The following is a 24278-nucleotide window of genomic DNA, read 5'->3' as shown; positions in this document are numbered from 1 at the left end:
TCGGCACTGGCGGCCCGACCTTTAGCGTCGCTTCAAAGCTGTGTGTCCAGCAACCGCACGAATTTTTCAATGAGCTTCTCACTGAATGACCGGTGCATCCACGCTTCGAGCGTGACGCGCCGCGATTTCGCGATGTCGTCGGCGAAAACAGCGGTCTGCTGCTTCGCAAAGTCGCGATCGTAGATGTTCAGGTTAGCCTCGTCGTTGAGCTTGAACGAACGGCTATCGAAGTTGGTCGAGCCGACCGAGACCAGGTACTCGTCGACCACCAGCAGCTTGCAATGAAACATCGTGGGCTGATACTCGAATATTTCGACCCCGGCTTTGAGCAGATCGCCCCAGCATGCACGCGATGCTTCACGCACCGTATGCGTGTCGATATGCTTGCCCGGCGTGACGATCCGCACTTTCACGCCGCGCTTCGCCGCTTCGACGATCGCGTTGATGGTCAGCTTGTCCGGCACGAAGTACGCGCTTGCAAGATGCAGGCTGTGCGTGGCGGAGGTAATGGCCATCAGATACATCAACTGCATATCGTCGCTGCCGCCCGACGGCGAACTGCTGAACATATGCGCGAGCCCCTCGCCTTCTCCTTCTTCGGCTTCGATATGGGGAAAATAGGCGGGACCATGCAACACATTACCGGTCGCCTTGATCCAGTTGTCCATAAAGACCGCCTGCATATGGCCGACCACCGGACCCGTCACGCGAAAGTGCGTATCGCGCCAATGCTTTTCATCCTGCGCATTGCCGGTCCATTCGGGCGCAATGCCGACACCGCCGGTAAAGCCGATCCGGCCATCGATCACCAATAGCTTGCGATGCGTGCGATCGTTCATGCGGCCAAGACCGGTCCAATGCGGCTTGTGATACTTGACCACCTCGGCCCCGGCCAAGCGCAGCATGTCCAGATAGCGCCCGTCCATTTTCGATGAGCCGACCCAATCGAGCAGCACATGCACGGCGACGCCTTCACGCGCCTTGTCCGCAAGCGCATGGGCGATCTGCTCGCCAATTTCCCCTGACCAGTAAATGAACGTTTCAAACGTAATGGTTTGGCGCGCCGAACGAATGCCTTCGAGCATCGACGGAAAAATACGGTCGCCATTGAGCAGCATGTCGAAGCGATTGCCGGGAACCACAGGCGGCCCGAGCAGCAAGCCCATTGAACGCAGGAATTGCGGATCGTCGCTCCGGTAGAGCCGTTCGATCTTATGTTCTATTTTCTTTTCGCCGCTCGACAGATTGGCAATAACCAGAACAATGACGAGCGTGACGAGCGCGGTAATGGGAATAGTCAGCATTCTTGTCCTCAAGGCCAGCCGGCGGAATACGCGGCGCCCCGCGTTCGACGCGGAGTGCCGGACTCACGCCGGGCTTTCGCTGTGACCCACGACACGCACGCCGCGTGCCCGTTATGGGCCCACGGCTTGCTGTCCAGCCTGCTGCTCTATCTGACCAACGCGAATGCTTCGCGGCTTGCTATTTCACCCGCGCCAAATACGCCGATTACCGTATAGTCCGACGCCACGCATTCGAACGTCGATTCGAGAAACGTAATCACGAAATGACGCTGTGCCGGCGCAACGGCCGAGGCCGCGGCAATTTCCGCGCACAACGATGAATTGACGACTTCATGCGCCGAATAACCGCACAAGCCTTGCGCGGCTAGCGGATGAATCGCGAGATCGGTGTCGCCCGGTGGACCGAGCCGATGAAACACGGTGTCGGAAAACAGCACCGCGCAAAAGGGATCGTCGTCGGGATCGAATGGTCCGAACCGCTCAAAGTCCGACTCCGCGATCGGATACGTCAGAATCACGCGGCGGTCGCTCGCGACGATGAACGGGTCGGCGGCATCGGTTGCCGGATGAGGAATAGAGTCCAGCAGGACGACCAGGTCCTCCTGCTGGGGTACATCGAGCGTGCTAACCATCTACTTCACGGCTCCGCGAATTACGCGCCTGCTTCCGCTGCCGGAGTTTGCGAGGCAACCGCGGCAGGGGCCGCGGTACTCTTCGCGGCAGCCTTGCGCACCGGAGCCTTTCTCGCTGTTTTCATCGGGCCTTTGCGACCGACGGCTTTCTTTGCCGCCGCTTTTCTACTCGCCGGCACCGCTTTTTTCGCCGCCGTCTTTTTCACCGCCGCCTTGCGTGCCGCGCCGGCTTTCTTCGCGACTACTTTTTTCGCTGCCTTTTTGGCCGCTGTCGCTTTGGCCTTAACGGTTTTAGCCGCTGCTTTAACCGCTTGCGGAGCCGCCGACGCGCCGTCGATCAGGAATTTGCTGCGGTCCTTAACCGCCGCCAGCCACGCGGGCGCCGGACCGCGGCCGCTCCAGGTCGCACCGGTTTTCGGATTCAGGTACTTCGGCGGCTGTGCGCCTTTCGGCTGACCTTTGCCGCGTCCGCTCGGTGCTGCCACCGACTTCGCTTCGCTCGCACCGCTGACGAGGAACGACGTACGGTCCTTCACATTGGCAATCCAGCCCGGTGCGCGGCCATGGCCTGTCCAGGTTGCGCCGGTTTTCGGATCACGGTACTTCGCCGCGCCAACGGATTTAGCCGCCTTTGCCACACCGGCGGGTCTACCTCTGCCATTTCCGCTGACACCATTCAGACCGCGCGCCGCGCGTCTCGCTCTCGCGCGATCTTCGATATCGGCGGTAGTCAGACCATGTTTGAGCATCAACTCGCGAATCTGGTCGACTGCAGCCTGTGCTTTCCTGGCAAGCAGAACGTCGGCTTGCGCCTGGAGTTTCTTAAGCTTTGCTTGAATTTGCTCTAACGAAGGCATTTGGTTCCTCCTTATGTGGTAATCGTCGAACTATGCCATGAATGAAGCAAGAAAGGCAGACTATTGGACTATTTGCAACTTCAGTACATCGATGCGATCACTTTGACGCCGTACAAGTACGATTCTTTCAGCTTCTCTACTACCTCGTCCTGTCTTTCTTCCTTTTCCTTTCCCCCCGATTCTTCTCCCGCTGCTCCTGATGCCACCGCTCAAATTGGAGTAAAAACGACGGCCTGACGGTCGTCGATGTACCTCACACTGCGTATAAAGCGGTAGTGTTGACCGTCCGCCGTTATCCGGTTGAGCCCAAGACGGGTCAATAGCAGCATTTCATCCGCCTGAAAGGCATCGACAACACCGGACTCCATTAGATCCTCCAATGCGCGCGACGGATTTCCCACATAAACGCTGCGTACCTGGCTGCCAATTCGCATCACGACGACGCTCTCTCCTTCGTCGAGAGCCAATTCGAGGTATCCCGCGAGTGTCCGTAACGACTCCGGCGTGCAAGTCCCGGCCTGATAGATCGCAGCATTCGATGGCGTCATTTCGGTTTCCCCGTCACCCGCATCGACGACGAAAAGACCGCTGCCGTCGTTCGCGGCAATAACCGCTTCTACTATAGGCAAGCATTTGAATATTCAAAGGAGACCGGTTCATTTTTTTAATTGGAAGCGCTGTTTTTTGGCGCCCCGCTATAGACCAGTACATTGAAAAAGACGAGGACAGGGCTTTTTGCGCCAACCTCGCACCAACCAATACGCTCGATGCAGCCGGTAACCACCCGTTACCAAACTTGCAGGATCTGTTCGCCTGCGCCGGGGCCGATGCTCTTACACTGCATGTGCGTAGCCGGCGGCGCACCCGCGATCAATAGCGAGGCTCGGGAAGAAAGCTGCCCGGAAGCTCTTGAAAAGAGGCCGGACTACGCCATTTTCGACCCACTCAACACTACGGTACTTTGCAATGAAAGCTGGTTTTATTCGAGCCGCCCTCGCGGCAATCGCACTCACTTCGGCAATGAGCGGCACCGCAAACGCGGCTGGTTGCCTGAAAGGCGCGGTCGTGGGAGGGGTTGCCGGACATTACGCGGGACATCATGCAGTGGTCGGCGCGGTGGGCGGATGTCTGGTCGGGCGGCATCTGGCGAAAAAGCATGCCGAAGAACAGGCTGCCGCTGTACAACCCCCGCTACAGCGCGGTGGGCATCAGCAGGCAGCAATGCAATAGTCAGGGAAATATGCGAGGCGCCGCCGCTCGATCACATGCCGGGAGCTGCAATCGATCCGGCGGCAAAACACCTTACCCCACGCGCTTACGCGATGCGTAATCCGCGAGCGGGCAGGATCTCCTGAGTGATCACGAAACGGTGCTGTTTGACTGCATCGTGAAAGAGACGATAGTCGCTTTTCTCAAAGTCACTGCTCCATACCGGGCGGTCGCCGGTATCGTCATCGCACGCCAGACCGGTGGCCAGGTACTTCCACGAGCCGTGTCCTTTGCCGATATAAACCGGCACCTGTTCTTCCAGACCCGGAATGCGGCCGGCTTTCACCCATTCGCGGACTGTTCGCAAACGGATGTTGTCGTCGAGATTCCGGTTGGTGTCGAGCAGCGTGGTGACCGCTTCTTTCACTTCGTCAGGCATGCCGGGCTGGTTTTCGAAGTCCTCTTTCCCGGCCAGAAAACCGCGTACCGCGCGGCATGCCATTTCCGCCGCCTGCACGAAATCCGGCAGATTGTGTCGCGTGACGCGGTTGTTCCGGCCGTCGAGATAGTGCCAGTGCGCCCACGGTTGATCGGGATAATGCAATGCGGCGCCATGGCCGACCGGCAGCGCGATCGCCACCACGTCTTCCTCGATATGTTCGATCAGATGGTTGACCGCCTGCTTGAGGCTCGCCAGCCAGCCCTCGTGCGTGCAATCCTGGGCCTCCAGCGAATGCACGCGATTCCACGGGCTTTCGATTCCGGCGAACCCCTGGTGCGCCCAGGTATCGACATACGTATGAAGCGTCACGCCGAGCCGGTGCAATGCCGTCTCCGAATCGCGTTGCCGGATTGCGCGCCGCACGACTTCACGCGCCACTTCGCTATCCGGCCGGCAAATGGCTTTTTCTTCCAGGCTCTCACCGACTCCGGCCGGCAGAAAATGAAATGGCGCCCAGACGAGGCGGTTCTGGTCATTCTCGGTATTGGCGTAATCGAATAATTTGTGCGCGGTCGCGAAACGCTCGAATGTCTCGCCGCCTTTAAAGCGCAGTATTCCGCTCGTTGTCGCATCGTCGACATACTGGCATGCATGGGCAACGGTCAATGCATCGCCGGGCTTCATTCCGCCGATTCGCGCAGCAATGTAGACCACACCGTAGTGAAAGTCGATATTCATGGCAGGCGCTCCTGGCGCGCAAAGAAGACCGGCGGGCGTATTCCCGGCGGCCGAGAAGGTGGAGGGGGTCGCGTGTGAGTAGATAGTAAACGAGCCACCAGCGCCGGACTTGAAAAAGACGCGCTTTTCCGCGTTTTGAGCCAGTCAAACGTTTGGCCGGTGTTTGGCCGAGGTTTGCCCGCCAGGCGCAAACAAAGGCGGCAGGAGATGACCCGCCCTACTAAATAGCGAAAGTACGGAGAAATACGTAGGAAAAGATCCCGCGACGTACCGTTCGAGCCGTCCGCGGACCGGCCCGTCACGTCAGATGCGTAATGGCAAGCCGGTTATTCCAATGACTGTTCAGGTACTCGAGCGCCAGCGCCCGGTGACAATGATGTGGTAAATGTTCACTGCAAAGCAGGCAGCCGGACTCAAATAGCGCGATATCCAGATTGCTTTCCACCCGGCGCCTTGCAATCAGCTCGAAATACTCATCGCGCAGGTTCTCCCAACTCAGCTTTTTGGCCTGGTAGCGTTTGAGCAGATCCGGCTCGGGCGCCAACTCCGGCACTTCCACATACGCCGTATTGCACAGGTTCTCCAGGAAGTACGGCAGATCCTGCCTTTTCGCAAAGCCGGCGAGTTGCGACGTGTTGTTCAGGCGGATGTCGAGCACCGTGCGGACATGGGCCCCCTTCAGCAAGTCGAAGAACTTCCGCGCGGGCTTACCGGTGAAGCCGATGCTGGCCACCTGCACCGCACTCTGGTCGCGTTTCATGCCGAGTCTCCAGGGCGCCCTATTTCGCCGGCCCAAAAAACAAAGCCTCGCTGCGAGTTCCGTAGCGAGGCCTGGGGTTCAGCGCATTAAGCGCATTTTTGCGCTATTACTTGACGATGTCGACGAGTTCTACTTCGAACGTCAGGTCGGTATTCGGCGGAATCGGACCCACGCCGCGATCGCCATAAGCGGTCGCCGACGGGCAGGTGAGGCGTGCCTTACCGCCCACTTTCATTTTCTGCACGCCTTGGGTCCAGCACGGAATCACGCGATTGAGCGGGAACGTGGCCGGGCCGCCATGCTTTGCGGAGCTGTCGAATTCGGTGCCGTTGGGAAGCGTGCCGCGATAGTTGACCTTGACGACATCGGTCGCGGACGGTTGCGGGCCCGTGCCTTGCGTCAGATGTTCGATGACAACGCCGGAGGGCAGTTTTTCCGTGGTCGGCGCGGCGGCCATTGCGGTCGAGGAAAGAAGGGTTGCGGCCAGCAATGCAACGAGTGATTTCAAGGCGAATCTCCAGTGGGGGGTGGGTCGCCGCATTGTAGCGGATCGGGTGGCGCAGACACGGCGAAGCATCACCGTGACGCGGGCTTTCGCTGAACCACGGCGGCCCTTCCGAAGTCCATGTGAATATTCCCGGCGAGCCATTTGCCGGCACGCGAATCCATTGCTATCGAGCGCTTTCGATGACCGAGCCGGCCCACCCCGACGACCCCGCCACCCCGCCGCTAGCGACGGCCGACGCGTCGCGCCGCGCGCCACGGCCACGCCGGATCCCGCGCAGTCGCGCGCAGCAGGCGCGGCTCGATGCGCGCGAGCCCGCTTTCGAGCCATTGCCGTTTCCGTCCTATACGCCGGAACAGGCTCGTCGCCCTTTCACGGACAAACTCGACGCATGGTTTGCCGCGCGCCGCTGGCAGCCATTCGATTTTCAGCGCGAGGTCTGGCGCGCAATCGCCGACGGCGCGAGCGGCCTGCTGCATGCGAGCACCGGCGCCGGCAAGACCTGGGCCGTATGGTTCGGCGCGCTCGCCGCGTTCACGAACGAAGCGGCCGCGGCGCGCAAGCAACCCGAACCGCTCACCGTGTTATGGATCACGCCGATGCGCGCGCTCGCCGCCGACACCGCGCGCGCACTGCAAAGCTCGGCGGCCGAACTGGCGGTGCCCTTCAGCGTCGGACTGCGGACCGGCGATACGTCATCGGCCGAACGCGAGCGGCAAAACCGGCGCATGCCGTCCGCGCTCGTCACGACGCCCGAAAGTCTGACGCTGATCTTGACCCGCGCCGATGCACGCGAAGTACTCGCGCACGTGCGGCTGGTGATCGTCGACGAATGGCACGAATTGCTCGGCAATAAGCGCGGCACGCAGACCCAGCTCGCGCTCGCGCGGCTCACGCATTGGCGGCCCGCATTGCAGGTGTGGGGGTTGTCGGCGACGCTCGGCAATCTGTCGTTTGCCGAACAGGTTTTGCTCGCACCGGTCGCGACGCCGCGCGTGAACATACACGGCGCGCTGCCGAAAGCGCTGATCGTCGATACGATCATTCCGGAGACGATCGAGCGCTTTCCATGGGGCGGTCATATGGGTATGCGTCAGGTCGATGCCGTTGCGCGTGCAATCGACGAAGCGCGTACCTCGCTCGTCTTTACCAATACGCGCTCGCAATGCGAGCTCTGGTATCAGGCGCTGCTCGAAGCAAGGCCCGAATGGGCCGGTTCGCTCGCGCTACATCATGGCTCGCTCGATCAACAGGTGCGCGAATGGGTCGAACGCGGCCTGAAAAATGGCTTGCTGAAAGCGGTTGTGTGTACGTCGAGTCTCGATCTTGGCGTCGATTTTCTGCCGGTCGAACGCGTGTTCCAGATCGGTTCGCCGAAAGGCGTCGCGCGTTTGATGCAGCGCGCGGGCCGCTCGGGACACGCGCCCGGTCTGCCGTCGCGCGTAACGATCGTGCCCACGCATGCGCTCGAACTGATCGAAGCCGCCGCGGCACGCGAGGCCGTCGAGCGGCGGCACATCGAAAGCCGGGATACGCCCGAAAAGCCGTTCGATGTTCTGGTGCAGCATCTGGTCACCGTGGCGATAGGCGGCGGCTTCGACGCGGAAGATCTATACCGCGAAATCTCGCGTACCTATGCATACCGCGATCTCACGCAGACGGAGTTCGACTGGGCAGTCGGCTTTGTCGAAGGCGGTGGCGCGACACTGCGCGCCTATCCGGACTACCACCGCGTCGCGCGCGGCGACGACGGTCTGTATCGGGTACCGCGCGATGATCTCGCGCGGCGGCATCGCAACAATATCGGCACGATCGTCGCGGGCGGTACGTTGAATGTCGCGTATCTGTCGGGCGGCCGAATTGGCGCAATCGAGGAATCGTTTATTTCACGGCTCAAACCCGGCGACGTTTTCTCATTCGGCGGCCGCACGCTGGAATTGATCCGCGTGCAGGACATGACCGCGTGGGTGCGACGCGCGACCTCGTCACGCGGAGCGATGCCGCAATGGGCCGGCAGCCGCATGCCGCTTTCGTCCGAACTCGCGGAGGCCACGCTGACGATGCTCGCGCGCGCTGCCGACGGTATCTATGACGAACCGGAAATGCGCGCGGTGCGTCCACTGCTCGAATTGCAGCAGAAATGGTCGGCGTTGCCGGCGCCGGAAGTACTCGTCGTCGAATTGCTGAAGTCGCGCGAAGGGCATCATTTCTTCTGCTATCCATTCGCGGGGCGCACCGCGCATATCGGTCTCGGTGCGTTGCTCGCCTGGCGAGTCGCGCGCGAAAAGCCCGGTACGTTTTCGATTTCGATGAACGACTACGGTTTCGAGTTGCTGTGCTCGCAACCATTCGATTGGGACGAGCAATTGCAGCGTGGTCTGCTTTCCGCCGAAGAACTCGATCACGATATTCTCGCGAGCCTCAATTCATCCGAATTGTCGTTGCGGCGTTTTCGCGAGATTGCGCGCGTGTCGGGGCTCGTGTTTCAGGCGCATCCGGGACAGCAGAAAAGCGCGCGGCAATTGCAGGCATCGAGCGGACTCTTCTACGAAATCTTCCGTCAGCATGACCGCGCCAATCTGCTGTTGAACCAGGCCGATACCGAAGTACTGCTGCAGGAACTCGACGTGCGGCGCATCCGCGAAGCACTCGAACGAATGAACGCGAGCCGCGTCGTCATGACGCATCCGAAGAAGCCGACGCCGTTCGCCTTTCCATTGATCGTCGGACGCCTGCGCGAAAAGGTCAGCACGGAGAAGCTCGCGGATCGCGTCGAGCGGATGCTGGCCGAACTCGAAAAGGCGGCGCAACGATGACGCCTTCGTCGCTTGCGATCGAGATCGCCGGACAGCCACTCGTGCTGTCGAGTTTGCGCGCGAGTTTCGATCCGGTGCTGCGCGCGCTGTTTATCGCCGATGCGCATTTCGGCAAGGACGCCGTATTTCGCGCGCGCGGCATTCCAGTGCCGACGGGTTCGACCGAGGACAACCTGCTGCGTATCGATCAGCTGATCGCGCAATTCGAACCGGCGATGCTGGTGTTTCTCGGCGACCTGCTGCACGCGCGCGAATCGCTGACGGCGCTCACGCTCGATGCATTGCATGCATGGCGCGCGATGCATGCGCATATGCGGGTCGTGCTGGTGGAAGGCAATCACGACCGGCATGCGGGCGCGTTGCCCCACACGCTGGATGTCGAATACGCGCGCGAGCCGTGGCATGCCGGACCGTGGGCGCTGTGTCATCACCCGCGCGTGGTTGACGGCGCGTACGTGCTTGCGGGGCATGTGCATCCGGTCTACCGGATCGCGACGCGGACCGATTCGGTGCGGGTGCCGTGTTTCCGGTTTGGCGTCGACTGCGGGGTATTGCCCGCTTTTGGGAGCTTTACGGGAGGAGCGCGTGAAACTGCGCGCGTCGCTGGGGAGAGGATTTTTGTTGTCGCGCAGGACAAGGTGATCGATCTGGCGGGGTAAGTGGACGGCGCGTGGCCGTCCACGGTTTCGAGTGCTTTTGCGTGCCTGGTTGCTTTGCTGCTTTGCAGTTGCGTAGTTGCTTTTGCTGCTGGGTCGTTGGTGCGATTTCGTTGTTGCAGCTTCGTTGTTACGGCTTCGTTGCCGTCGACGGGTGTTGGTGCGGAAACCGGCAAGCCGGTCTCCGCACCCGGTGGGTGCCCCGCGTGATGCAGGGATCGCCCACCGGTTAGTGGTTGCCGCCGCCGTGACCGCCGCCGTTGCCTCCACCATTGCCGCCACCGTAGCCACCGCCATGGCCGCCGAAGCCGCCGCCAAAGCCTCCGCCGTGGCCGCCGAAACCGCCACCGAAGCCGCCGCCGTGGCCGGAGCCGCCGTTGCCTTGGCCGCCACCGTTGCCGCCATTGCCCTGGCCGCCGCCATTGCCGCCATTGCCGCCATTGCCGCCGTTGCCGCCGTTGCCTCCACCGCCGTTACCACCGTGGCCGCCGTTTCCGGAGCCGCCGTTGCCTTGGCCACCGCCATTACCGCCATTGCCTTGGCCGCCGCCATTGCCACCGTTACCTCCGCCACCGTTACCGCCGTGGCCGCCATTTCCAGAGCCGCCGTTGCCTTGGCCACCGCCGTTACCGCCATTGCCTTGGCCGCCGCCATTGCCACCGTTACCTCCACCACCGTTACCGCCGTGGCCGCCATTTCCAGAGCCGCCGTTGCCTTGGCCACCGCCGTTACCGCCATTGCCTTGGCCGCCGCCGTTGCCGCCGTTACCTCCACCACCGTTACCGCCGTGGCCGCCATTTCCAGAGCCGCCGTTGCCTTGGCCACCGCCATTACCACCATTGCCCTGGCCGCCGCCGTTGCCGCCGTTGCCTCCGTTACCGCCACCACCGTTACCGCCGTGGCCGCCGTGGCCGCCGTTTCCAGAGCCGCCATTGCCTTGGCCACCGCCGTGGCCGCCATTTCCAGAGCCGCCGTTGCCTTGGCCACCACCGTTACCGCCATTGCCACCGTTGCCTTGGCCTCCGCCGTTGCCTCCGTTGCCTCCACCACCGTTACCGCCGTGGCCACCGTTTCCGGAGCCGCCGTTGCCTTGGCCACCGCCATTACCGCCATTGCCTTGGCCGCCGCCGTTACCCCCGTTGCCTCCGCCACCGCTACCGCCGTGGCCGCCATTTCCAGAGCCACCGTTGCCTTGGCCGCCGTTCCCGGAACCGCCATTACCTTGGCCACCACCCTTGCCGCCGTGGCCCTCGCCGCCACCATTGCCGTTGGCACCGTGACCACCGTCGCCTTGGCCGCCATCACCGTGACCACCGTCTCCATGACCGCTGGCGCCGTGACCGCCATCGCCTTGGCCGCCGTCGCCGTGACCGCCGTCTCCATGACCGCTGGCGCCGTGACCGCCATCGCCATGACCACCGTCGCCGTGACCGCCATCGCCATGGCCGCCATCACCGTGACCACCATCACCGTGACCACCATCACCATGGCCACCATCACCATGGCCACCATCGCCGTGACCGCCATCGCCATGGCCGCCATCACCGTGACCACCATCTCCATGACCGCTGGCGCCGTGACCGCCATCGCCATGACCACCGTCGCCTTGGCCGCCATCACCATGGCCGCCATCGCCATGACCACCGTCGCCATGACCACCGTCGCCGTGACCGCCATCGCCGTGACCGCCATCGCCATGGCCGCCATCACCGTGACCACCATCACCATGGCCACCGTCGCCTTGGCCACCATCGCCGTGACCGCCATCACCGTGACCACCGTCTCCATGACCGCTGGTGCCGTGACCGCCATCGCCGTGGCCACCGTCGCCATGACCGCCATCACCATGGCCACCATCTCCGTGGCCACCATCTCCGTGGCCGCCGTCGCCGTGGCCATCACCGCCGTGACCACCGTCGCCATGACCATGGCCACCATCTCCATGACCGCCGTCACCGTGACCATCGCCACCATCGCCATGACCACCATCGCCGTCACCATGGCCACCATCCCCATGACCGCCATCGCCGTGACCGTGGCCACCATCTCCATGACCGCCATCGCCGTCACCGTGGCCACCATCTCCATGACCACCGTCGCCGTGACCATGACCGCCGTCACCATGCCCATGGCCACCGTGTCCATGCCCATGACCGTGACCACCATCACCGCCGCCATCACCGCCACTATCCCCGCCACCATCACCGCCACCATCACCGCCACCATCACCGCCATCCCCACCCGTACCACCATTTCCAGACCCGTTGTCGCCGCCACCGTTGTTGGCGCCGCCATTGCCGTTGTTATTGCCGCTGTTTCCCGAGCCGAGGCCACCCGAGCCCGAGTTCGCCGAGCTGTTTCCGCCGCTGCTGCCCGTACCCGGACCCGTCGACGGCGCTCCGCCGCCCGACTGCGAGCCGAGGCCGAGGCCCGCGGCTGCAACGCCCACTCCGCCCGGCGCCATGCCGGAGCCGCCGGACGTGCAGCCGGGTCCGCTGCCTGCCGGGCATCCGCCGCTCGCCTGCGCGAGCACCATCACATTGGAATTCGCCGTCTCCGCGGTGGCTCCCGCAGGAGTCGTCTGCGCACCGGCCATCGCCGCATAAAGACTGACGGCTGCCGCCAAAGCCGCCCGCCGCGTACCCAATATCCACGCGTCCCCGTTTTGCTTTTTCATTTGAAGCTCCTGATTATTTCACCCTGAACGACCGGCCCAATAACAGTTGAATTTTCTGTTCACCAGATAACAGAAAATTCAAAAGCCCAGCCGGCTTCGCCTCGTGCGAATTAAATCCATTCGCACTGGACATATCTCTCGCGGAAAATCCCCGGTCCGATTTGGCGTGTTTCGAGAGAATCGGCTGGCTGTGCGCGAACATTCTTATTAAGAACGGCACAGCGAGGCTTGATGGACGTTGAAGTTATTCGCAGCGCCCAGACGGGACCGTGCGCTAGACCACGCAAGGAGATATCACGGGTATTTGCCAAATACCCGTGGCAATCGAACTGTTAACCATTGTTAATCGTGACGACATCAGAAACTTCGCTTATTGCTATGTTCATTTAACGAAAAATAAACAATAAGAAAGCCAAATGAAATTTATATTATGAAAATAATCAGGGTTTCTTCTTACCCCAACACACGCATTTACATGGCGGCTGCTTTATTCGTGTGTTTATCCGCACATAAATCAGTAAAAGCCAAAAGACGAATGAGCGTAATCCCACAGACAATGCGACGTAAAAGCGCCGCACCGCTTCTGAAACGACATGTCGGCAATCCTCGCCGCGTCCCGAAAAAATGCTTGCGCGCGGCGTGCGCTAGCTCACACACGTCATCCACGCGCGCGCGGCTCGCCCCGGACCGCGCGTCGTACTCACGCTCGCGCTGCAAAGTGTCGCTACGCGACCACCAGCACGGCGCGCACCCAACACTTCAGCGCGGAAATTCTTTTAAAAACACTTCCAACATCCGCGTCCGGGCGGCAGCCAACGCGGCCGGCGCCGCCCGCAAATGCCTGTCACATAAGCCGTTGCGCGCCATCGCTCACACGCGCGGGTTTACCTTTGTTTGACTTCGGCGCACTGCCCCGTTTACTGGACGCACACCAACCTCTCAATTTGCTTTCATTCACCGCGCTCGCTTGTCTGATCTACGCAATAGTGTGCTGGGCGCTTCTTTCCCGTTCGATGAGGTACGCCATGGTTACTCTGTCCAGCAGCGCTGTCGACGCATTGAAATCCGGCCTGCGAGGTCCGCTTCTGCTACCCGACACGCCCGGCTTCGACGAAGCGCGCAGCATCTGGAATGCGATGATCGACCGCTATCCGGCGATGATTCTGCGTTGCGCCGGTGTCGCCGACATCCGTCAGGGCATCGCGTTCGCGCGCGACAACGGCCTGCCGCTCGCGATTCGCGGCGGCGGCCACAATATCGGCGGCAGCGCGCTGTGCGACGACGGTGTCGTGCTCGACCTGTCGTCGATGAAATCCGTGCGCATCGATCCGGCAGCCCGGCGCGCGTATGTCGAGCCAGGCGCAACGCTGCACGACTTCGATCACGAAGCGCAGGCGTTCGGACTCGCGACGCCGCTCGGCATCAACTCGACGACCGGCGTCGCGGGCCTGACGCTCGGCGGCGGCTTCGGCTGGCTCAGCCGCCGCTTCGGGATGACGATAGATAATCTCGTCGCCGCCGACATCGTCACCGCGGACGGAGAATTGCGCCGCGCGAGCGCCAGTTCGAACGAGGACCTGTTCTGGGCGATTCGCGGCGGCGGCGGCAATTTCGGCGTGGTCACGCAGTTCGAATACGCGCTGCACGAGGTCGGGCCGCTCGTCTATGGCGGCCTCGTCGTGCTGCCGTTCGCCGAGGCGAAAGACGCGCTCGTCAAATACCGCGCGGCGGCGCCAGCGATGCCCGAGGAACTGGCCGTGTGGGCGGTCGCGCGGCTCGCGCCGCCGCTGCCGTTCCTGCCGCCCGACGTGCATGGCAAACCGGTACTCGTGCTCGCGATGTGCTACACCGGGCCAGTCGACGACGGGCCGGCGGCAGTCGAAAGCGCGCGCCGCTTCGGCACTCCGCTTGGCGAACATCTCGGCCCGATGCCGTATGAAATGTGGCAGCAGGCATTCGACCCGCTGCTCACGCCGGGCGCGCGCAATTACTGGAAGTCGCACAATCTCGCCGGCATCGACGACGGTCTGATCGATGCGCTGATTCAGGCAATCGATACGCTGCCGTCGCCGCAATGCGAGATCTTCTTCGGGCTGATCGGCGGTCAGACGCAGCGCGTGGCGGCCGACGCAACCGCCTACCCGGCGCGCGACACGCTCTACGCGATGAACGTTCACGGTCGTTGGGACGATGCGCGCGACGACGATCGCTGTATCGCCTGGTCGCGCGCGTTCTTCGATGCCGCGCAGCCGTTCGCGCTCGGCAGCGTGTACGTGAACTTCATGACGCAGGAGGAAAGCGGCCGCATCGAGCAGGCGTACGGAACGAACTACGCGCGGCTCGTCGAAACCAAGAATCGCTACGACCCGGGCAATCTGTTCCGCAATAACCAGAACATTCGTCCGACGGTTTAGCCGCGATCAGCCGATGCACCACTGCATTGAGCATCGGCTGTCGACAAACAAACAATCCTCGAATCGTTGCCCCTTCATCGTCCACGCCGCCCGCCGTTCACGGCGGCGCGGCGCCTGGGCACGTTAGCTGCTGCCCGTTGTTTCGCGCGGTCGTCGATAATCGACCCTGCACGCTTCGCCGCATGCAACAACTCCCGCGCGCGCGGAACCTCCCGCGCGCAAAAGAGCACAAATGCAAAGCGGGCGTCATCACCGCGCTCTCCAATAACGTACAAAACGCGTAACAAACGCAAAGGAAAACAGTCATGCGCAGACGACAGTTCATCATGACCGGCAGCGCTGCACTGGCCGTCGCAGGCCTGAGCCTCACCGGTTGCACGACGACTTCGCTGTCCTCCAGTAATTCATCGTCGGATAACGCCAGCAAGCGCGACACGATCAACGCGGGAGTCGACTCGACGCTGGCGCGGCTTTACGACAACGTCGCCGGTTCGCGCGAACTGGTCGGCAAAGCGCGCGGCGTACTGGTGTTTCCTTCGGTGATCTCGGCCGGCTTCTGGGTCGGTGGCCAGTATGGAGAAGGCGCGCTGCGCATCGACGGTCGCACCGCCGGCTACTACAGCACGGCGGCAGGTTCGTTCGGTTTGCAGATCGGTGCGCAGTCGAAGGCGATCATCTTCCTGTTCATGACGCAGGAAGCCCTCGACGATTTCCTGCACAGCCAGGGATGGGCGGTCGGCGCCAATGCGACGGTCGCGGTGTTGAAGGTCGGCGCGAACGGCGCGGTCGATACGTCGACCGCGACGAACCCGGTACAGGCGTTCGTACTGACCAACGGCGGCCTGATGGCCGGCGTGTCGCTCGAAGGCACGAAGGTATCGCGGCTGATCATCTGAGCGAATCACCTGCGGGCGCCACGCTAACGCCTAACGCGGCGTAGGCGTCGGTGCCCTTCATCGCACTACGGTAGAATCCACGCCTTTCGCGAACGGTCCGCGTCAAACGGACGCCCCCTTCGCACCTCCATGTGTGCCGCCAGCCGGCCCACACCAGCGCCGGCATCACGCGCTTGCGCGCCCACCTCGTACAACATGAACACCGCTAGTCCCGCTCACGGTCGGCCCGCGCGGCTTGCCGACATCCGCGGCAATGTGCTCGCAGGCTTGACCTCGTCATTTGCACTGGTGCCCGAGTGCATCGCCTTCGCGCTCGTCGCGCATCTGAATCCATTGATGGGCTTATACGGCGCGTTCTTTATCTGCACGATCACCGCGCTGTTCGGCGGACGGCCCGGCATGATTTCCGGCGCCGCGGGCTCGATGGCCGTCGTGATCGTCGCGCTGGTGGTCGAGCACGGCGCGCAGTATCTGCTCGCGACGGTGATACTGAGCGGCCTGCTGATGGTGCTGTTCGGCGCGCTGCGGCTCGGCAAGCTGATCCGCATGGTCCCGCATCCGGTGATGCTCGGCTTCGTCAACGGACTGGCGATCGTGATCGCGACCGCGCAACTCGCGCACTTCAAGGTACTGACGCCGCATGGCGAGCAATGGCTGCATGGCGGCGCGCTCGCGAGCATGGCGGCGCTCGTCGTGCTGACGATGGCGATCGTCTACCTGCTGCCGCGGCTCACGCGCGCGGCGCCGCCGGCGCTGGTCGCGATCGTCGGCGTCGGGCTCTTTACGCAATTGCTGCATCTGCCGGCGCGCACGCTCGGCGACATGGCGCACATTGCCGGCAATCTGCCGTCGCTGCATCTGCCGGACGTGCCGCTGAATCTCGACACGCTGCGTGTGATCCTGCCGTACGCGGTGCTGATCGCGATCGTCGGTTTGCTCGAAACGCTGCTGACGTTCAATCTGACCGACGAGATCACCGAAACGCGCGGCCAGCCGAATCGCGAATGCATCGCGCTCGGCGCGGCGAATATTGCCTCGGGCCTGTTCGGCGGAATAGGCGGTTGCGCGATGATCGGCCAGACCATGATCAACCTGAATTCGGGCGGACGTTCGCGCTTATCGGGCGTCGTCAGCGGCGTGATGATTCTGCTCTATATCCTGTTTCTGTCGCCGCTGATCGAGCGGATTCCGCTCGCGGCGCTGGTCGGTGTGATGTTCGTGGTCGCGCAGCAGACCTTCGCATGGGGATCACTGCGCGTGCTCGGCAAGGTGCCGCGCAATGACGCGCTGGTGATCGTCGCGGTGACGGTGATCACCGTGTTTGCCGATCTGGCGATCGCGGTGATGTGCGGCATCGTGATCGCCGCGCTCAACTTCGCGTGGCAGCACGCGCGCGAAATTCACGCGCATGCGGAAGATCGCGACGATCACAGAACTTATGTGCCGCGCGGCACGCTGTTTTTCGCGTCGACCACGCGCTTTCACGAACTGTTCGATCCGGCGCAAGGCCCGGCGAGCGTGACCGTCGATTGCAGTCATCTGCTGCTCGCCGATCATTCGGCACTCGCCGCATTGCAGGGGCTGGCCGAGCGTTATCGCAAAGCCGGCAAACAGTTGCGGATGAAAAATCTGTCGGAGCGTAACCGGCAGTTGCTGAGCCGCGCGGGCATCGGCCTAGCTTGAAGCCTCGCTTGAGGCTTCGCTTGAGACGTCGCCTGAAGAAGCGTCGCGCTCGTCACTCCGCCGGCAACGTCATCGGCGCAACCTCGCAACGCGGCCACTGCCGCAGCACGTCCGGCGACAGCAGCAGCTTGGCCGCGCGCACGCCGGCGCCCATCACGATCTGCGTGCGCTCCATCACCGCGGCATCGACCAGCACGCGCCAGTCGGCGGGCAAGCCGAATGCGGTAATGCCGCCGAACTCCATCTGACTATGTTCGACCGCCGCCTCGCGCTTCGCGAACGATAGCCGTTGCGCGCCGAGCGCGGCCTTGACCGCGCCGTTGATGTCGAGCCGCAGCGAACCGAGCGATACGAGCGCCGCGTAATGCTCGCCGCCATCCTTCTTGTAGCGCACCACGATCGTGTTCGCGCAGTCTTCGAGACCGAAGCCATAGCGCTCGCTGAACGCGGCGGTGTCGGACGCGTCGTCGGTCACGGCGAATACCGTGACGCCCTGCGTCGGCAATTGTTCGACGACGTGCGCGGGCAGATGCGCGCTCCATTGATCGATAGCGATCACGTCCAGTTGCTGAGCGAATTCGTGCGAATACATGGTAGGCAGGAATGTGAGAGGAACCCGCTGCATTCTAACGGCACGCGCCGCAAACGGCCGAGACCACGCCGGTTAGCTTGTATAGTGACGGGCACAAGGCTTGCGCATCGCACGAAGACAAAAGCCCCGCCAAGCGCAGCGCGCCGGCACTCTTGCGAAGGACGACCACGGACATGGATTCCCTCTCCACCGAGAACCTTCAACAAGCGGCCCGTCAGCAGGCCAATTGGGCAGTCGGCGCGCTCCGGCAGTTCTCGGAGAACCGCTGCCCGGCGCTGGCGGCAAGCATCGCGTTCTATGCGGCGTTTTCCCTCGCGCCGACCCTCGTAATGGTGATCGCGGTGGCCGGCTGGTTCTTCGGCCCCGCGGCCGCGCGCGGCGAACTGTTTGGACACATCAACGGATTGATCGGCGACCAGGCGGCCGCGGGTGTCCAGACGATCGTCGAGAACGCGCATCACGCGGGCAGCAAAGGCGGCATCGCGGCGATCATCTCGTTTTCGCTGCTGGTGATCGGTGCGTCGGCCACCTTCTCGTCTCTTAATAGCGCGCTCAATATCGTGTGGCCGTATAGCGGGCCGCGCGCGTCGAGCGTGCTCGCGCTGGTGCGGGTGCGGTTGATTTCGTTCGGGCTCGTGCTCGGCGTCGCGTTCCTGCTGATCGTGTCGCTCGTGCTCGATACGGTCATCGTTTTCATCGGCAACTGGTTGTGGGGCGACTCGCCGTATGTCGTGATCGGCAATCTGCTGCAACTTGGCGTCGGGCTGCTCGTGCTGGCGTTTGCGTTCGCCGGGCTGCTCAAGTTCCTGCCCGATGCGAGAGTGCTGTGGCGCGACGCGCTGGTCGGCGGCATCACCGCGGCCGTGCTGTTTACCGCGGGTAAAAAGCTGTTTGCGCTTTATCTCGCGCACGCCGGGATGGCCAGTTCGTTCGGCGCGGCCGGCTCGCTGGCGGTACTGCTGATGTGGCTGTACTTCTCGGCGGTGGTGCTGCTGCTTGGCGCTGAGTTTGCCGCCGCGCGCGGCCGGCTGCATGATCCACGCGGCGGTTGGGGCATGCAGCCGGCCGCGCCGCCGGGCAGCCGCGCGATGCTTGCATCGGTGCTGGCGGCATCGACGGTCGGCAGCGATGCGGCACGGCATGCGGCGCCGCTCAAGAGCACGACGCGCAGTGCGATCGCTGTTGGCGCGGCGCACTCGACGGCATTGGACTCAAACACGCGTGGCGAAACGGCTACGCACGCGAGCGCTGTGCAGATCGCCCGCAAGATGATCGAAGCGGAAGCGCAGGCCACGCGAATGGCCGCCACCGCGCTCGTCGAAGCGCGCCGCCAGGCAGTGGCCGCCGACCGCTACGTGCGGCGCAATCCATGGACCTCAGTACTGCTCGCCGCAGCCGCCGGACTGACCGCCGCCGCGGTGGCGCGCCCGCGCCGTAGCGTGGAGAAACGCTGACGCCGGGGGAGCAACGCATCGCGCGCGCATGGCATGCGCACCACCAGCTATCCGCTCACCTCTTCCGCGATCCACACGCAATCGCGATCGTCATCGCCATTGCAACCGTTCGGTTGCACCTCAAGGTGACGCCCGGGTTGCGCTGGTGCACAACGCTCCGATTCTGTCTAGCCTGGCAAGCCGCCTGATGCACGCCTATTTCTTAGGCGTTTTCTACAAAATCAGCCGTTCAATTAGACGACTCGATTAAGTTGCATATTCGAAATCATGCCAAAAGTGCAGTTAGTGAATCAGTCACTATCGACAAAACAACAATAATGCATAACATGACAACTAATATTTCACAAATAGCAACAATCGTTGTTCGGCCTGATACACAAGGCTTTCGACGGTTTGTCAGTTTTTGGCGACAGTCTTTTTTTTCCTGTTCTTGTCAATTCGAACAGTGAGCTATTCTGCTTTCCGCAACAAAGAAAACATCATCTGCGTGGAGAAATAGATGAAACGAATCGCACTGTCTACCCTTTCGCTGGCGCTGCTCGGCGTCACCGGTATGGCTCACGCGCAAAGCAGCGTGACCCTCTATGGCCTGATCGATGAATCGGTCCAGTACGTGAACAACGCTACGCCGCACGGCGGCGCCCTCGTGCAACTGTATTCGGGCAACCTGCAAGGTAGCCGTTTCGGCCTGAAGGGCACGGAAGACCTCGGCGGCGGCCTGAAGGCGATTTTCCAGTTGGAAAACGGCTTTGACGTCAACAACGGCAAGCTCGGTCAGGGTGGCCTGATGTTCGGTCGTCAGGCTTATGTCGGTCTGACCGGCGACACATGGGGCACCGTGACGCTGGGCCGTCAGTATGACCCGCTGGTCGACATGGTCCAGCCGCTGACGGGCGACAACTACTTCGGCAGCACGTTCGCAACGCCGGGTGACGTCGACAACAACGACAACAGCTTCCGCGTGAACAACGCAGTCAAGTATGTTTCGCCGGTGTGGTCGGGCTTCCAGATCGAAGGCTTGTACGCACTGGGCGGCACCGCTGGTTCGACGGGTTCGGGCCAGACGTGGTCGGGCGCGGCAACGTACGCAACGGGTCCGTTCAGCGTCGCTGCCGGCTACCTGCACGCAAGCAACGCCAACACGCTCGCAGCACGTACCGCGGCAGGCGGCTGGGCTGGCACGGCAGGCGGCACGTTCGATTCGTCTTTCCCGGATAACGCAGGCATCAACGCCGCGTACGCATTCTCGAAGTCAATCGGCATCGCTTCGGCAGCCGTTCAGTACGTGACGGGTCCGTGGACGGCGAACCTGAGCTACAGCAACGCGCAATACAAGCCGGATGCGAACTCGGGCTTCCTGACGACGCAGAAGTTCAACGTCGGCCGCGCTTACGTTGGCTACCAGCTCACGCCGGCAGCGCTGCTGGGTATCGGCTACGCGTACACGCGCGGCACGGGCGACGCAACGGCGACGTACAACCAGGTTTCGCTCGGCGCGGACTACTCGCTGTCGAAGCGCACCGACCTGTACGCAGTGGGCGCATGGCAACATGCGAGCGGCGATCAGCGTGATCCGACCACCGGCGCGCTCGTGCCGGCAACGGCTTCGATCGGTTCGTACGGCAACCAGTCGGGCACCGAGAACCAGGTCATGGTCAGCGTCGGTATCCGTCACAAGTTCTAATCGGACTTCGAATCGGAGTGACTACGCGGCTTGCGAGCCGCGTAGATCAAAACCAGCCAGAGGCAATGCCGATGGCTGGTTTTTTTTCGCCCCGTGGTTTTCGCCGAAGTCCTAACGCCGCTGCACTTTGCCCTTGTCGGCCTGCGCGAGCGTCTGAGCTGGCTTCACCGCGCTCTCGTGCTCGATCCCATCGGCGCCTATCGGCGCCTGATACCGCACCAGCGCCCGCTCGGGCTGCAACGGCTGCATGCCCGGCGAATCGCGCCAGTCCGGGTCGGGAATCTCCGCGAACACCTGACGCAAGCGCTCGCCCCACGTGCGGTGAATCATGTCGAAGTAGCCATTGTCGCGATCGATCGACACGAAACGCGTGACGCACAGCGCGTCCTTTTCATACACGAGCAGATCGAGCGGCAGCCCCACCGACAGATTCGAACGCAGCGTCGAGTCCATCGAAATCAGCGCGCACTTCGCAGCTTCGTCGAGCGGTGTGGACGGCGTCAGCACGCGATCGATGATCGGCTTGCCGTACTTCGCCTCGCCGACCTGAAAATACGGATTCGCCGCCGACGACTCGATGAAATTACCGGCCGCATAAATCATGAACAGGCGCATCCGGTTGCCCGCGATCTGCCCGCCGAGAATAAAGCTGCAATTGAAATCGACGCCGAACTTCTGCAACGCGTCCGCTTCGCGCTGATGCACGCGACGCACCGCGTCGCCGACCACGCGCGCGGCGTCCGCCATCGTCGGCACGCTCCACAGCGTCGGCTGCGCGGCATCGGTGGGCTCGGACAGCTCGTGCAACACCGCCTGCGTCAGCGACAGATTGCCGGCGCCCAGCAGCACCAGCAGACGTTCGCCGGGTTGCTCGAACACCGACATCTTGCGCGCGGTGCTGATGTGATCGACGCCGGCATTGGTGCGTGTGTCCGACAGGAACACGAGGCCGTCGTCGACGGCCATCGCCACGCAATAGGTCATAGGGAATCCGCGAAAAGCACATGAACGGCGCTATTGTAATGCGGCGCGGAAGCGCCTTTTATCCGTATTAACGGCGCTCCGGCGGCGTGATCCCGGGCGATTGATTGCCCGCATCACCGCAGCGCTTATTGCGGCATCTCCGCGCTCACCGTCACCGCCACGTCGAGTTCCTCCCCGAGCCCGCCGATGCGCCGCCCGCGCACCGGCGCCGCGGCTTCATAGTCGCGCGCGACCGCGAGCCGGCAGTAGATGTCGCTGGCAAACGCGGCATGCGTGACGTCGATGGAAACCCAGCCCGTGCCGTCGAGCCAGACATCGACCCATGCATGGCTCGCCGCATGCGGCACGTCGCCCGGCTCGATATAGCCGCTCACGTAACGCGCGGGCACGCCGCGCGCGCGGCAACACGCGAGCATCAGATGCGCATGGTCCTGGCACACGCCATTTCCGAGCGCGAGCGCCTCGGCGGCCGTGCTCGTGACCGCCGTCACACCGGGCCGGTATTGCACGCGCTGCACGATCTGCTCGGACAACGCGAGCAGGCTCGCCTGAGTCGCGAGATCCGGTACCGTCGCGGCCAGCTCGCGAATCGCCGCGTCGGCCTCGGTCAAACGCGTCGCGCAGGTGAAATGTTCGAGCGGAATCGGGCCGGCGGAATCGCGCAGCACGCCGTCGACGAGCGGCACCGTCTCCACTTCGCCCGTCACGAGCAGATGAATCTCGTTGTGCGGCTTGTTGATGACGAGCGTATGCAGCACGTTGCCGTACGCGTCCTGGGTCGCGTCGAGCTTGCCCGGCGCGTCGATGCTCCAGCGCCGCACCGTCTGCGCGGCGCCGCTCGCCGGCGTCAGGCGCAATTGCTGGATCGAATAGTGAACCGTCGCTTCATAGCGATACGACGTGTTATGGCGGATCGTCAGGTACATGGCAAAACTCCGTCAGGCCACCGGCAGCAGCGAATAGGTCTGCGCAACGAGGTTGCCCAGATTGAACACGCGCGCAAGAAACTGCGTCAGATAGGCGTGCAGGCCGGTTTCGAAAATCTGCCGGATGTCGGCATACAGCAGATCGGCGCGCAGCTTGCCGGCGAACCGTTCGCACGGGTTCGAGCCCGCCGTGCGCAGCATCGCGAGATTGGCGCACACGCCATCGAGCGACGCCAGCAGCGAACGCGGCATCTGCTGGTTCAGGATCATCAGCTCGACCACGCGCGCGGGCGTCACGACGTCGCGATACACCTTGCGATAGATCTCCAGCGCCGACACCGAACTCAGAATCGAGGTCCAGTAATAGAAGTCTTCGAGCTGGCGCGCCGCATCGCGCGAATTCGGCTCGACGTTCGCAAAACGCACGTCGAGAATCCGCGCGGTGTTGTCGGCGCGCTCCAGATAGGTGCCGAGCCGCGTGAAGAAGAACGCGTCGTCCTGCAGCGCGGTGCCGATCGTCACGCCGCGCGACAGATGCGAGCGGAACTTGACCCATTCGAACAGCGCGTCCGGATTGCTCGCGGCCTGTCCGCTCGATAACCGCTCGTTGAATTCGAGCCACGTGTCGTTGATGGTTTCCCACCACTCGGTCGTCAGCGTGCCGCGCACCGCGCGTGCGTTTTCGCGCGCGGCCTGCAAACACGAATGAATGCTCGAAGGATTGCTGGCATCCGCGACCATGAAATCGAGCACATGCTCGTGCGTCGGCTCCGCATGGCGCTGCGCGAACGCGCCTTCGAGCTCCGAGATGCGCAGCACCGAGCGCTGCGCGCGGGCCTCCTGTTCCGGCGTCTGCGGCAACAGTTGCGCCTTCAGATTGATGTCGAGCATGCGGGCGGTGTTCTCCGCACGCTCCATATAGCGGGCCATCCAGAAAAGGTGATCGGCGGTTCGGCTAAGCATGATGGCGTTCCCTGTCTGAAAGCTGATTACCCGGGGCCTTGGTCGGTATCGAAGGCCCGCGCGGGTGGTTCTTAAGCATCGGCTTG

General features: G+C 62.8%; 20 protein-coding genes. 9 read left to right on the top strand and 11 right to left on the bottom strand.

Annotated features, from left to right (window positions below; genetic code table 11):
- Window positions 1-32: 32 nt before the first annotated feature.
- The 4 genes from cls to L0U82_RS21910 all read right to left on the bottom strand — a co-directional run bounded on the left by cls (window position 33) and on the right by L0U82_RS21910 (window position 3422).
- The gene (cls, locus tag L0U82_RS21925; protein WP_233834427.1) at window positions 33-1304 is read right to left on the bottom strand and encodes a cardiolipin synthase; all 1272 of its coding nucleotides are present in this window, start codon (window positions 1302-1304) and stop codon (window positions 33-35) included.
- A gap of 146 nt (window positions 1305-1450) precedes the next feature.
- Window positions 1451-1936: a hypothetical protein gene (locus tag L0U82_RS21920; RefSeq protein ID WP_233834425.1), complete on the bottom strand. Its 486-nt coding sequence runs from the start codon at window positions 1934-1936 to the stop codon at window positions 1451-1453.
- Window positions 1937-1956: 20 nt separating this feature from the next.
- A complete protein-coding gene (locus L0U82_RS21915) occupies window positions 1957-2793 on the bottom strand; it encodes an H-NS family nucleoid-associated regulatory protein (RefSeq protein ID WP_233834424.1) in 837 nt (278 codons plus the stop codon).
- Window positions 2794-3002: 209 nt separating this feature from the next.
- Window positions 3003-3422 carry a hypothetical protein gene (locus tag L0U82_RS21910; protein ID WP_233834422.1) on the bottom strand — a complete coding sequence of 140 codons (420 nt, stop codon included), beginning with the start codon at window positions 3420-3422 and terminating at the stop codon, window positions 3003-3005.
- 337 nt (window positions 3423-3759) lie between these two features.
- Between L0U82_RS21910 and L0U82_RS21905 the strand changes: the two genes are divergently transcribed.
- Window positions 3760-4023, top strand: a complete 264-nt coding sequence (locus L0U82_RS21905; RefSeq protein ID WP_442793649.1) for a hypothetical protein — start codon at window positions 3760-3762, stop codon at window positions 4021-4023.
- Between the two features lie 85 nt (window positions 4024-4108).
- Here the strand turns inward: L0U82_RS21905 and L0U82_RS21900 are convergent, their stop codons facing one another.
- The 3 genes from L0U82_RS21900 to L0U82_RS21890 all read right to left on the bottom strand — a co-directional run bounded on the left by L0U82_RS21900 (window position 4109) and on the right by L0U82_RS21890 (window position 6399).
- On the bottom strand, window positions 4109-5182 hold the full coding sequence (locus L0U82_RS21900) for a DUF6765 family protein (protein WP_233834418.1): 1074 nt from the start codon (window positions 5180-5182) through the stop codon (window positions 4109-4111).
- 298 nt (window positions 5183-5480) lie between these two features.
- Window positions 5481-5942, bottom strand: a complete 462-nt coding sequence (locus tag L0U82_RS21895) for a DUF488 domain-containing protein (RefSeq protein ID WP_233834416.1) — start codon at window positions 5940-5942, stop codon at window positions 5481-5483.
- Window positions 5943-6048: 106 nt separating this feature from the next.
- Complete coding sequence (locus L0U82_RS21890) at window positions 6049-6399, bottom strand: FKBP-type peptidyl-prolyl cis-trans isomerase (protein WP_233837442.1); 351 nt, start codon at window positions 6397-6399, stop codon at window positions 6049-6051.
- 230 nt (window positions 6400-6629) lie between these two features.
- Here L0U82_RS21890 and L0U82_RS21885 point away from each other — a divergent pair, with 230 nt between their 5' ends.
- From L0U82_RS21885 to L0U82_RS21855, 6 genes are all read left to right on the top strand, one after another.
- Window positions 6630-9263: a ligase-associated DNA damage response DEXH box helicase gene (locus tag L0U82_RS21885; RefSeq protein ID WP_233834414.1), complete on the top strand. Its 2634-nt coding sequence runs from the start codon at window positions 6630-6632 to the stop codon at window positions 9261-9263.
- Window positions 9260-9922 (top strand): ligase-associated DNA damage response endonuclease PdeM, encoded by a 663-nt coding sequence (pdeM, locus tag L0U82_RS21880; protein WP_233834412.1) that lies wholly within the window; start codon window positions 9260-9262, stop codon window positions 9920-9922. The genes L0U82_RS21885 and pdeM overlap by 4 nt, the downstream gene beginning before the upstream one ends.
- Before the next feature lie 244 nt (window positions 9923-10166).
- Window positions 10167-12623 carry a hypothetical protein gene (locus L0U82_RS39750; RefSeq protein WP_267929666.1) on the top strand — a complete coding sequence of 819 codons (2457 nt, stop codon included), beginning with the start codon at window positions 10167-10169 and terminating at the stop codon, window positions 12621-12623.
- A 998-nt stretch (window positions 12624-13621) separates the two neighbouring features.
- Window positions 13622-15010: an FAD-binding oxidoreductase gene (locus L0U82_RS21865; protein WP_233834411.1), complete on the top strand. Its 1389-nt coding sequence runs from the start codon at window positions 13622-13624 to the stop codon at window positions 15008-15010.
- Between the two features lie 305 nt (window positions 15011-15315).
- Window positions 15316-15906: a BPSL1445 family SYLF domain-containing lipoprotein gene (locus L0U82_RS21860; RefSeq protein WP_233834409.1), complete on the top strand. Its 591-nt coding sequence runs from the start codon at window positions 15316-15318 to the stop codon at window positions 15904-15906.
- A 195-nt stretch (window positions 15907-16101) separates the two neighbouring features.
- Entirely contained in the window at window positions 16102-17589 is a 1488-nt protein-coding gene (locus tag L0U82_RS21855; RefSeq protein WP_233834408.1) for a SulP family inorganic anion transporter, read from the top strand.
- A 52-nt stretch (window positions 17590-17641) separates the two neighbouring features.
- On the opposite strand, the gene L0U82_RS21850 is transcribed toward L0U82_RS21855, so the two are convergent.
- Complete coding sequence (locus L0U82_RS21850; RefSeq protein WP_233834407.1) at window positions 17642-18181, bottom strand: YbaK/EbsC family protein; 540 nt, start codon at window positions 18179-18181, stop codon at window positions 17642-17644.
- Window positions 18182-18354: 173 nt separating this feature from the next.
- On the opposite strand from L0U82_RS21850, the gene L0U82_RS21845 reads away from it, so the two are divergent.
- Both L0U82_RS21845 and L0U82_RS21840 read left to right on the top strand, forming a co-directional pair.
- On the top strand, window positions 18355-19635 hold the full coding sequence (locus L0U82_RS21845) for a YihY/virulence factor BrkB family protein (RefSeq protein ID WP_233834405.1): 1281 nt from the start codon (window positions 18355-18357) through the stop codon (window positions 19633-19635).
- 499 nt (window positions 19636-20134) lie between these two features.
- Window positions 20135-21319: a porin gene (locus L0U82_RS21840; protein WP_233834404.1), complete on the top strand. Its 1185-nt coding sequence runs from the start codon at window positions 20135-20137 to the stop codon at window positions 21317-21319.
- Between the two features lie 111 nt (window positions 21320-21430).
- On the opposite strand, the gene L0U82_RS21835 is transcribed toward L0U82_RS21840, so the two are convergent.
- The 3 genes from L0U82_RS21835 to L0U82_RS21825 all read right to left on the bottom strand — a co-directional run bounded on the left by L0U82_RS21835 (window position 21431) and on the right by L0U82_RS21825 (window position 24192).
- Window positions 21431-22303: a proteasome-type protease gene (locus L0U82_RS21835; protein WP_233834402.1), complete on the bottom strand. Its 873-nt coding sequence runs from the start codon at window positions 22301-22303 to the stop codon at window positions 21431-21433.
- 125 nt (window positions 22304-22428) lie between these two features.
- Window positions 22429-23229, bottom strand: coding sequence for a transglutaminase family protein (locus L0U82_RS21830; RefSeq protein WP_233834401.1), 801 nt, complete (start codon window positions 23227-23229; stop codon window positions 22429-22431).
- A 12-nt stretch (window positions 23230-23241) separates the two neighbouring features.
- Window positions 23242-24192: an alpha-E domain-containing protein gene (locus L0U82_RS21825; RefSeq protein ID WP_233834399.1), complete on the bottom strand. Its 951-nt coding sequence runs from the start codon at window positions 24190-24192 to the stop codon at window positions 23242-23244.
- Window positions 24193-24278 lie beyond the last annotated feature (86 nt).

The organism is Paraburkholderia sp. ZP32-5 (assembly GCF_021390495.1).
Taxonomy (GTDB): domain Bacteria; phylum Pseudomonadota; class Gammaproteobacteria; order Burkholderiales; family Burkholderiaceae; genus Paraburkholderia.
This window is presented reverse-complemented; position numbering and strand designations above follow the sequence as displayed.

Bases quoted from the DNA above. Each gene is read 5' to 3' on its own strand.
- cls (WP_233834427.1), bottom strand. From the start codon at position 1,304: ATGCTGACTATTCCCATTACCGCGCTCGTCACGCTCGTCATTGTTCTG.
- L0U82_RS21920 (WP_233834425.1), bottom strand. From the start codon at position 1,936: ATGGTTAGCACGCTCGATGTACCCCAGCAGGAGGACCTGGTCGTCCTG.
- L0U82_RS21915 (WP_233834424.1), bottom strand. From the start codon at position 2,793: ATGCCTTCGTTAGAGCAAATTCAAGCAAAGCTTAAGAAACTCCAGGCG.
- L0U82_RS21905 (WP_442793649.1), top strand. From the start codon at position 3,760: ATGAAAGCTGGTTTTATTCGAGCCGCCCTCGCGGCAATCGCACTCACT.
- L0U82_RS21900 (WP_233834418.1), bottom strand. From the start codon at position 5,182: ATGAATATCGACTTTCACTACGGTGTGGTCTACATTGCTGCGCGAATC.
- L0U82_RS21895 (WP_233834416.1), bottom strand. From the start codon at position 5,942: ATGAAACGCGACCAGAGTGCGGTGCAGGTGGCCAGCATCGGCTTCACC.
- L0U82_RS21890 (WP_233837442.1), bottom strand. From the start codon at position 6,399: ATGGCCGCCGCGCCGACCACGGAAAAACTGCCCTCCGGCGTTGTCATC.
- L0U82_RS21885 (WP_233834414.1), top strand. From the start codon at position 6,630: ATGACCGAGCCGGCCCACCCCGACGACCCCGCCACCCCGCCGCTAGCG.
- pdeM (WP_233834412.1), top strand. From the start codon at position 9,260: ATGACGCCTTCGTCGCTTGCGATCGAGATCGCCGGACAGCCACTCGTG.
- L0U82_RS21865 (WP_233834411.1), top strand. From the start codon at position 13,622: ATGGTTACTCTGTCCAGCAGCGCTGTCGACGCATTGAAATCCGGCCTG.
- L0U82_RS21860 (WP_233834409.1), top strand. From the start codon at position 15,316: ATGCGCAGACGACAGTTCATCATGACCGGCAGCGCTGCACTGGCCGTC.
- L0U82_RS21855 (WP_233834408.1), top strand. From the start codon at position 16,102: ATGAACACCGCTAGTCCCGCTCACGGTCGGCCCGCGCGGCTTGCCGAC.
- L0U82_RS21850 (WP_233834407.1), bottom strand. From the start codon at position 18,181: ATGTATTCGCACGAATTCGCTCAGCAACTGGACGTGATCGCTATCGAT.
- L0U82_RS21845 (WP_233834405.1), top strand. From the start codon at position 18,355: ATGGATTCCCTCTCCACCGAGAACCTTCAACAAGCGGCCCGTCAGCAG.
- L0U82_RS21840 (WP_233834404.1), top strand. From the start codon at position 20,135: ATGAAACGAATCGCACTGTCTACCCTTTCGCTGGCGCTGCTCGGCGTC.
- L0U82_RS21835 (WP_233834402.1), bottom strand. From the start codon at position 22,303: ATGACCTATTGCGTGGCGATGGCCGTCGACGACGGCCTCGTGTTCCTG.
- L0U82_RS21830 (WP_233834401.1), bottom strand. From the start codon at position 23,229: ATGTACCTGACGATCCGCCATAACACGTCGTATCGCTATGAAGCGACG.
- L0U82_RS21825 (WP_233834399.1), bottom strand. From the start codon at position 24,192: ATGCTTAGCCGAACCGCCGATCACCTTTTCTGGATGGCCCGCTATATG.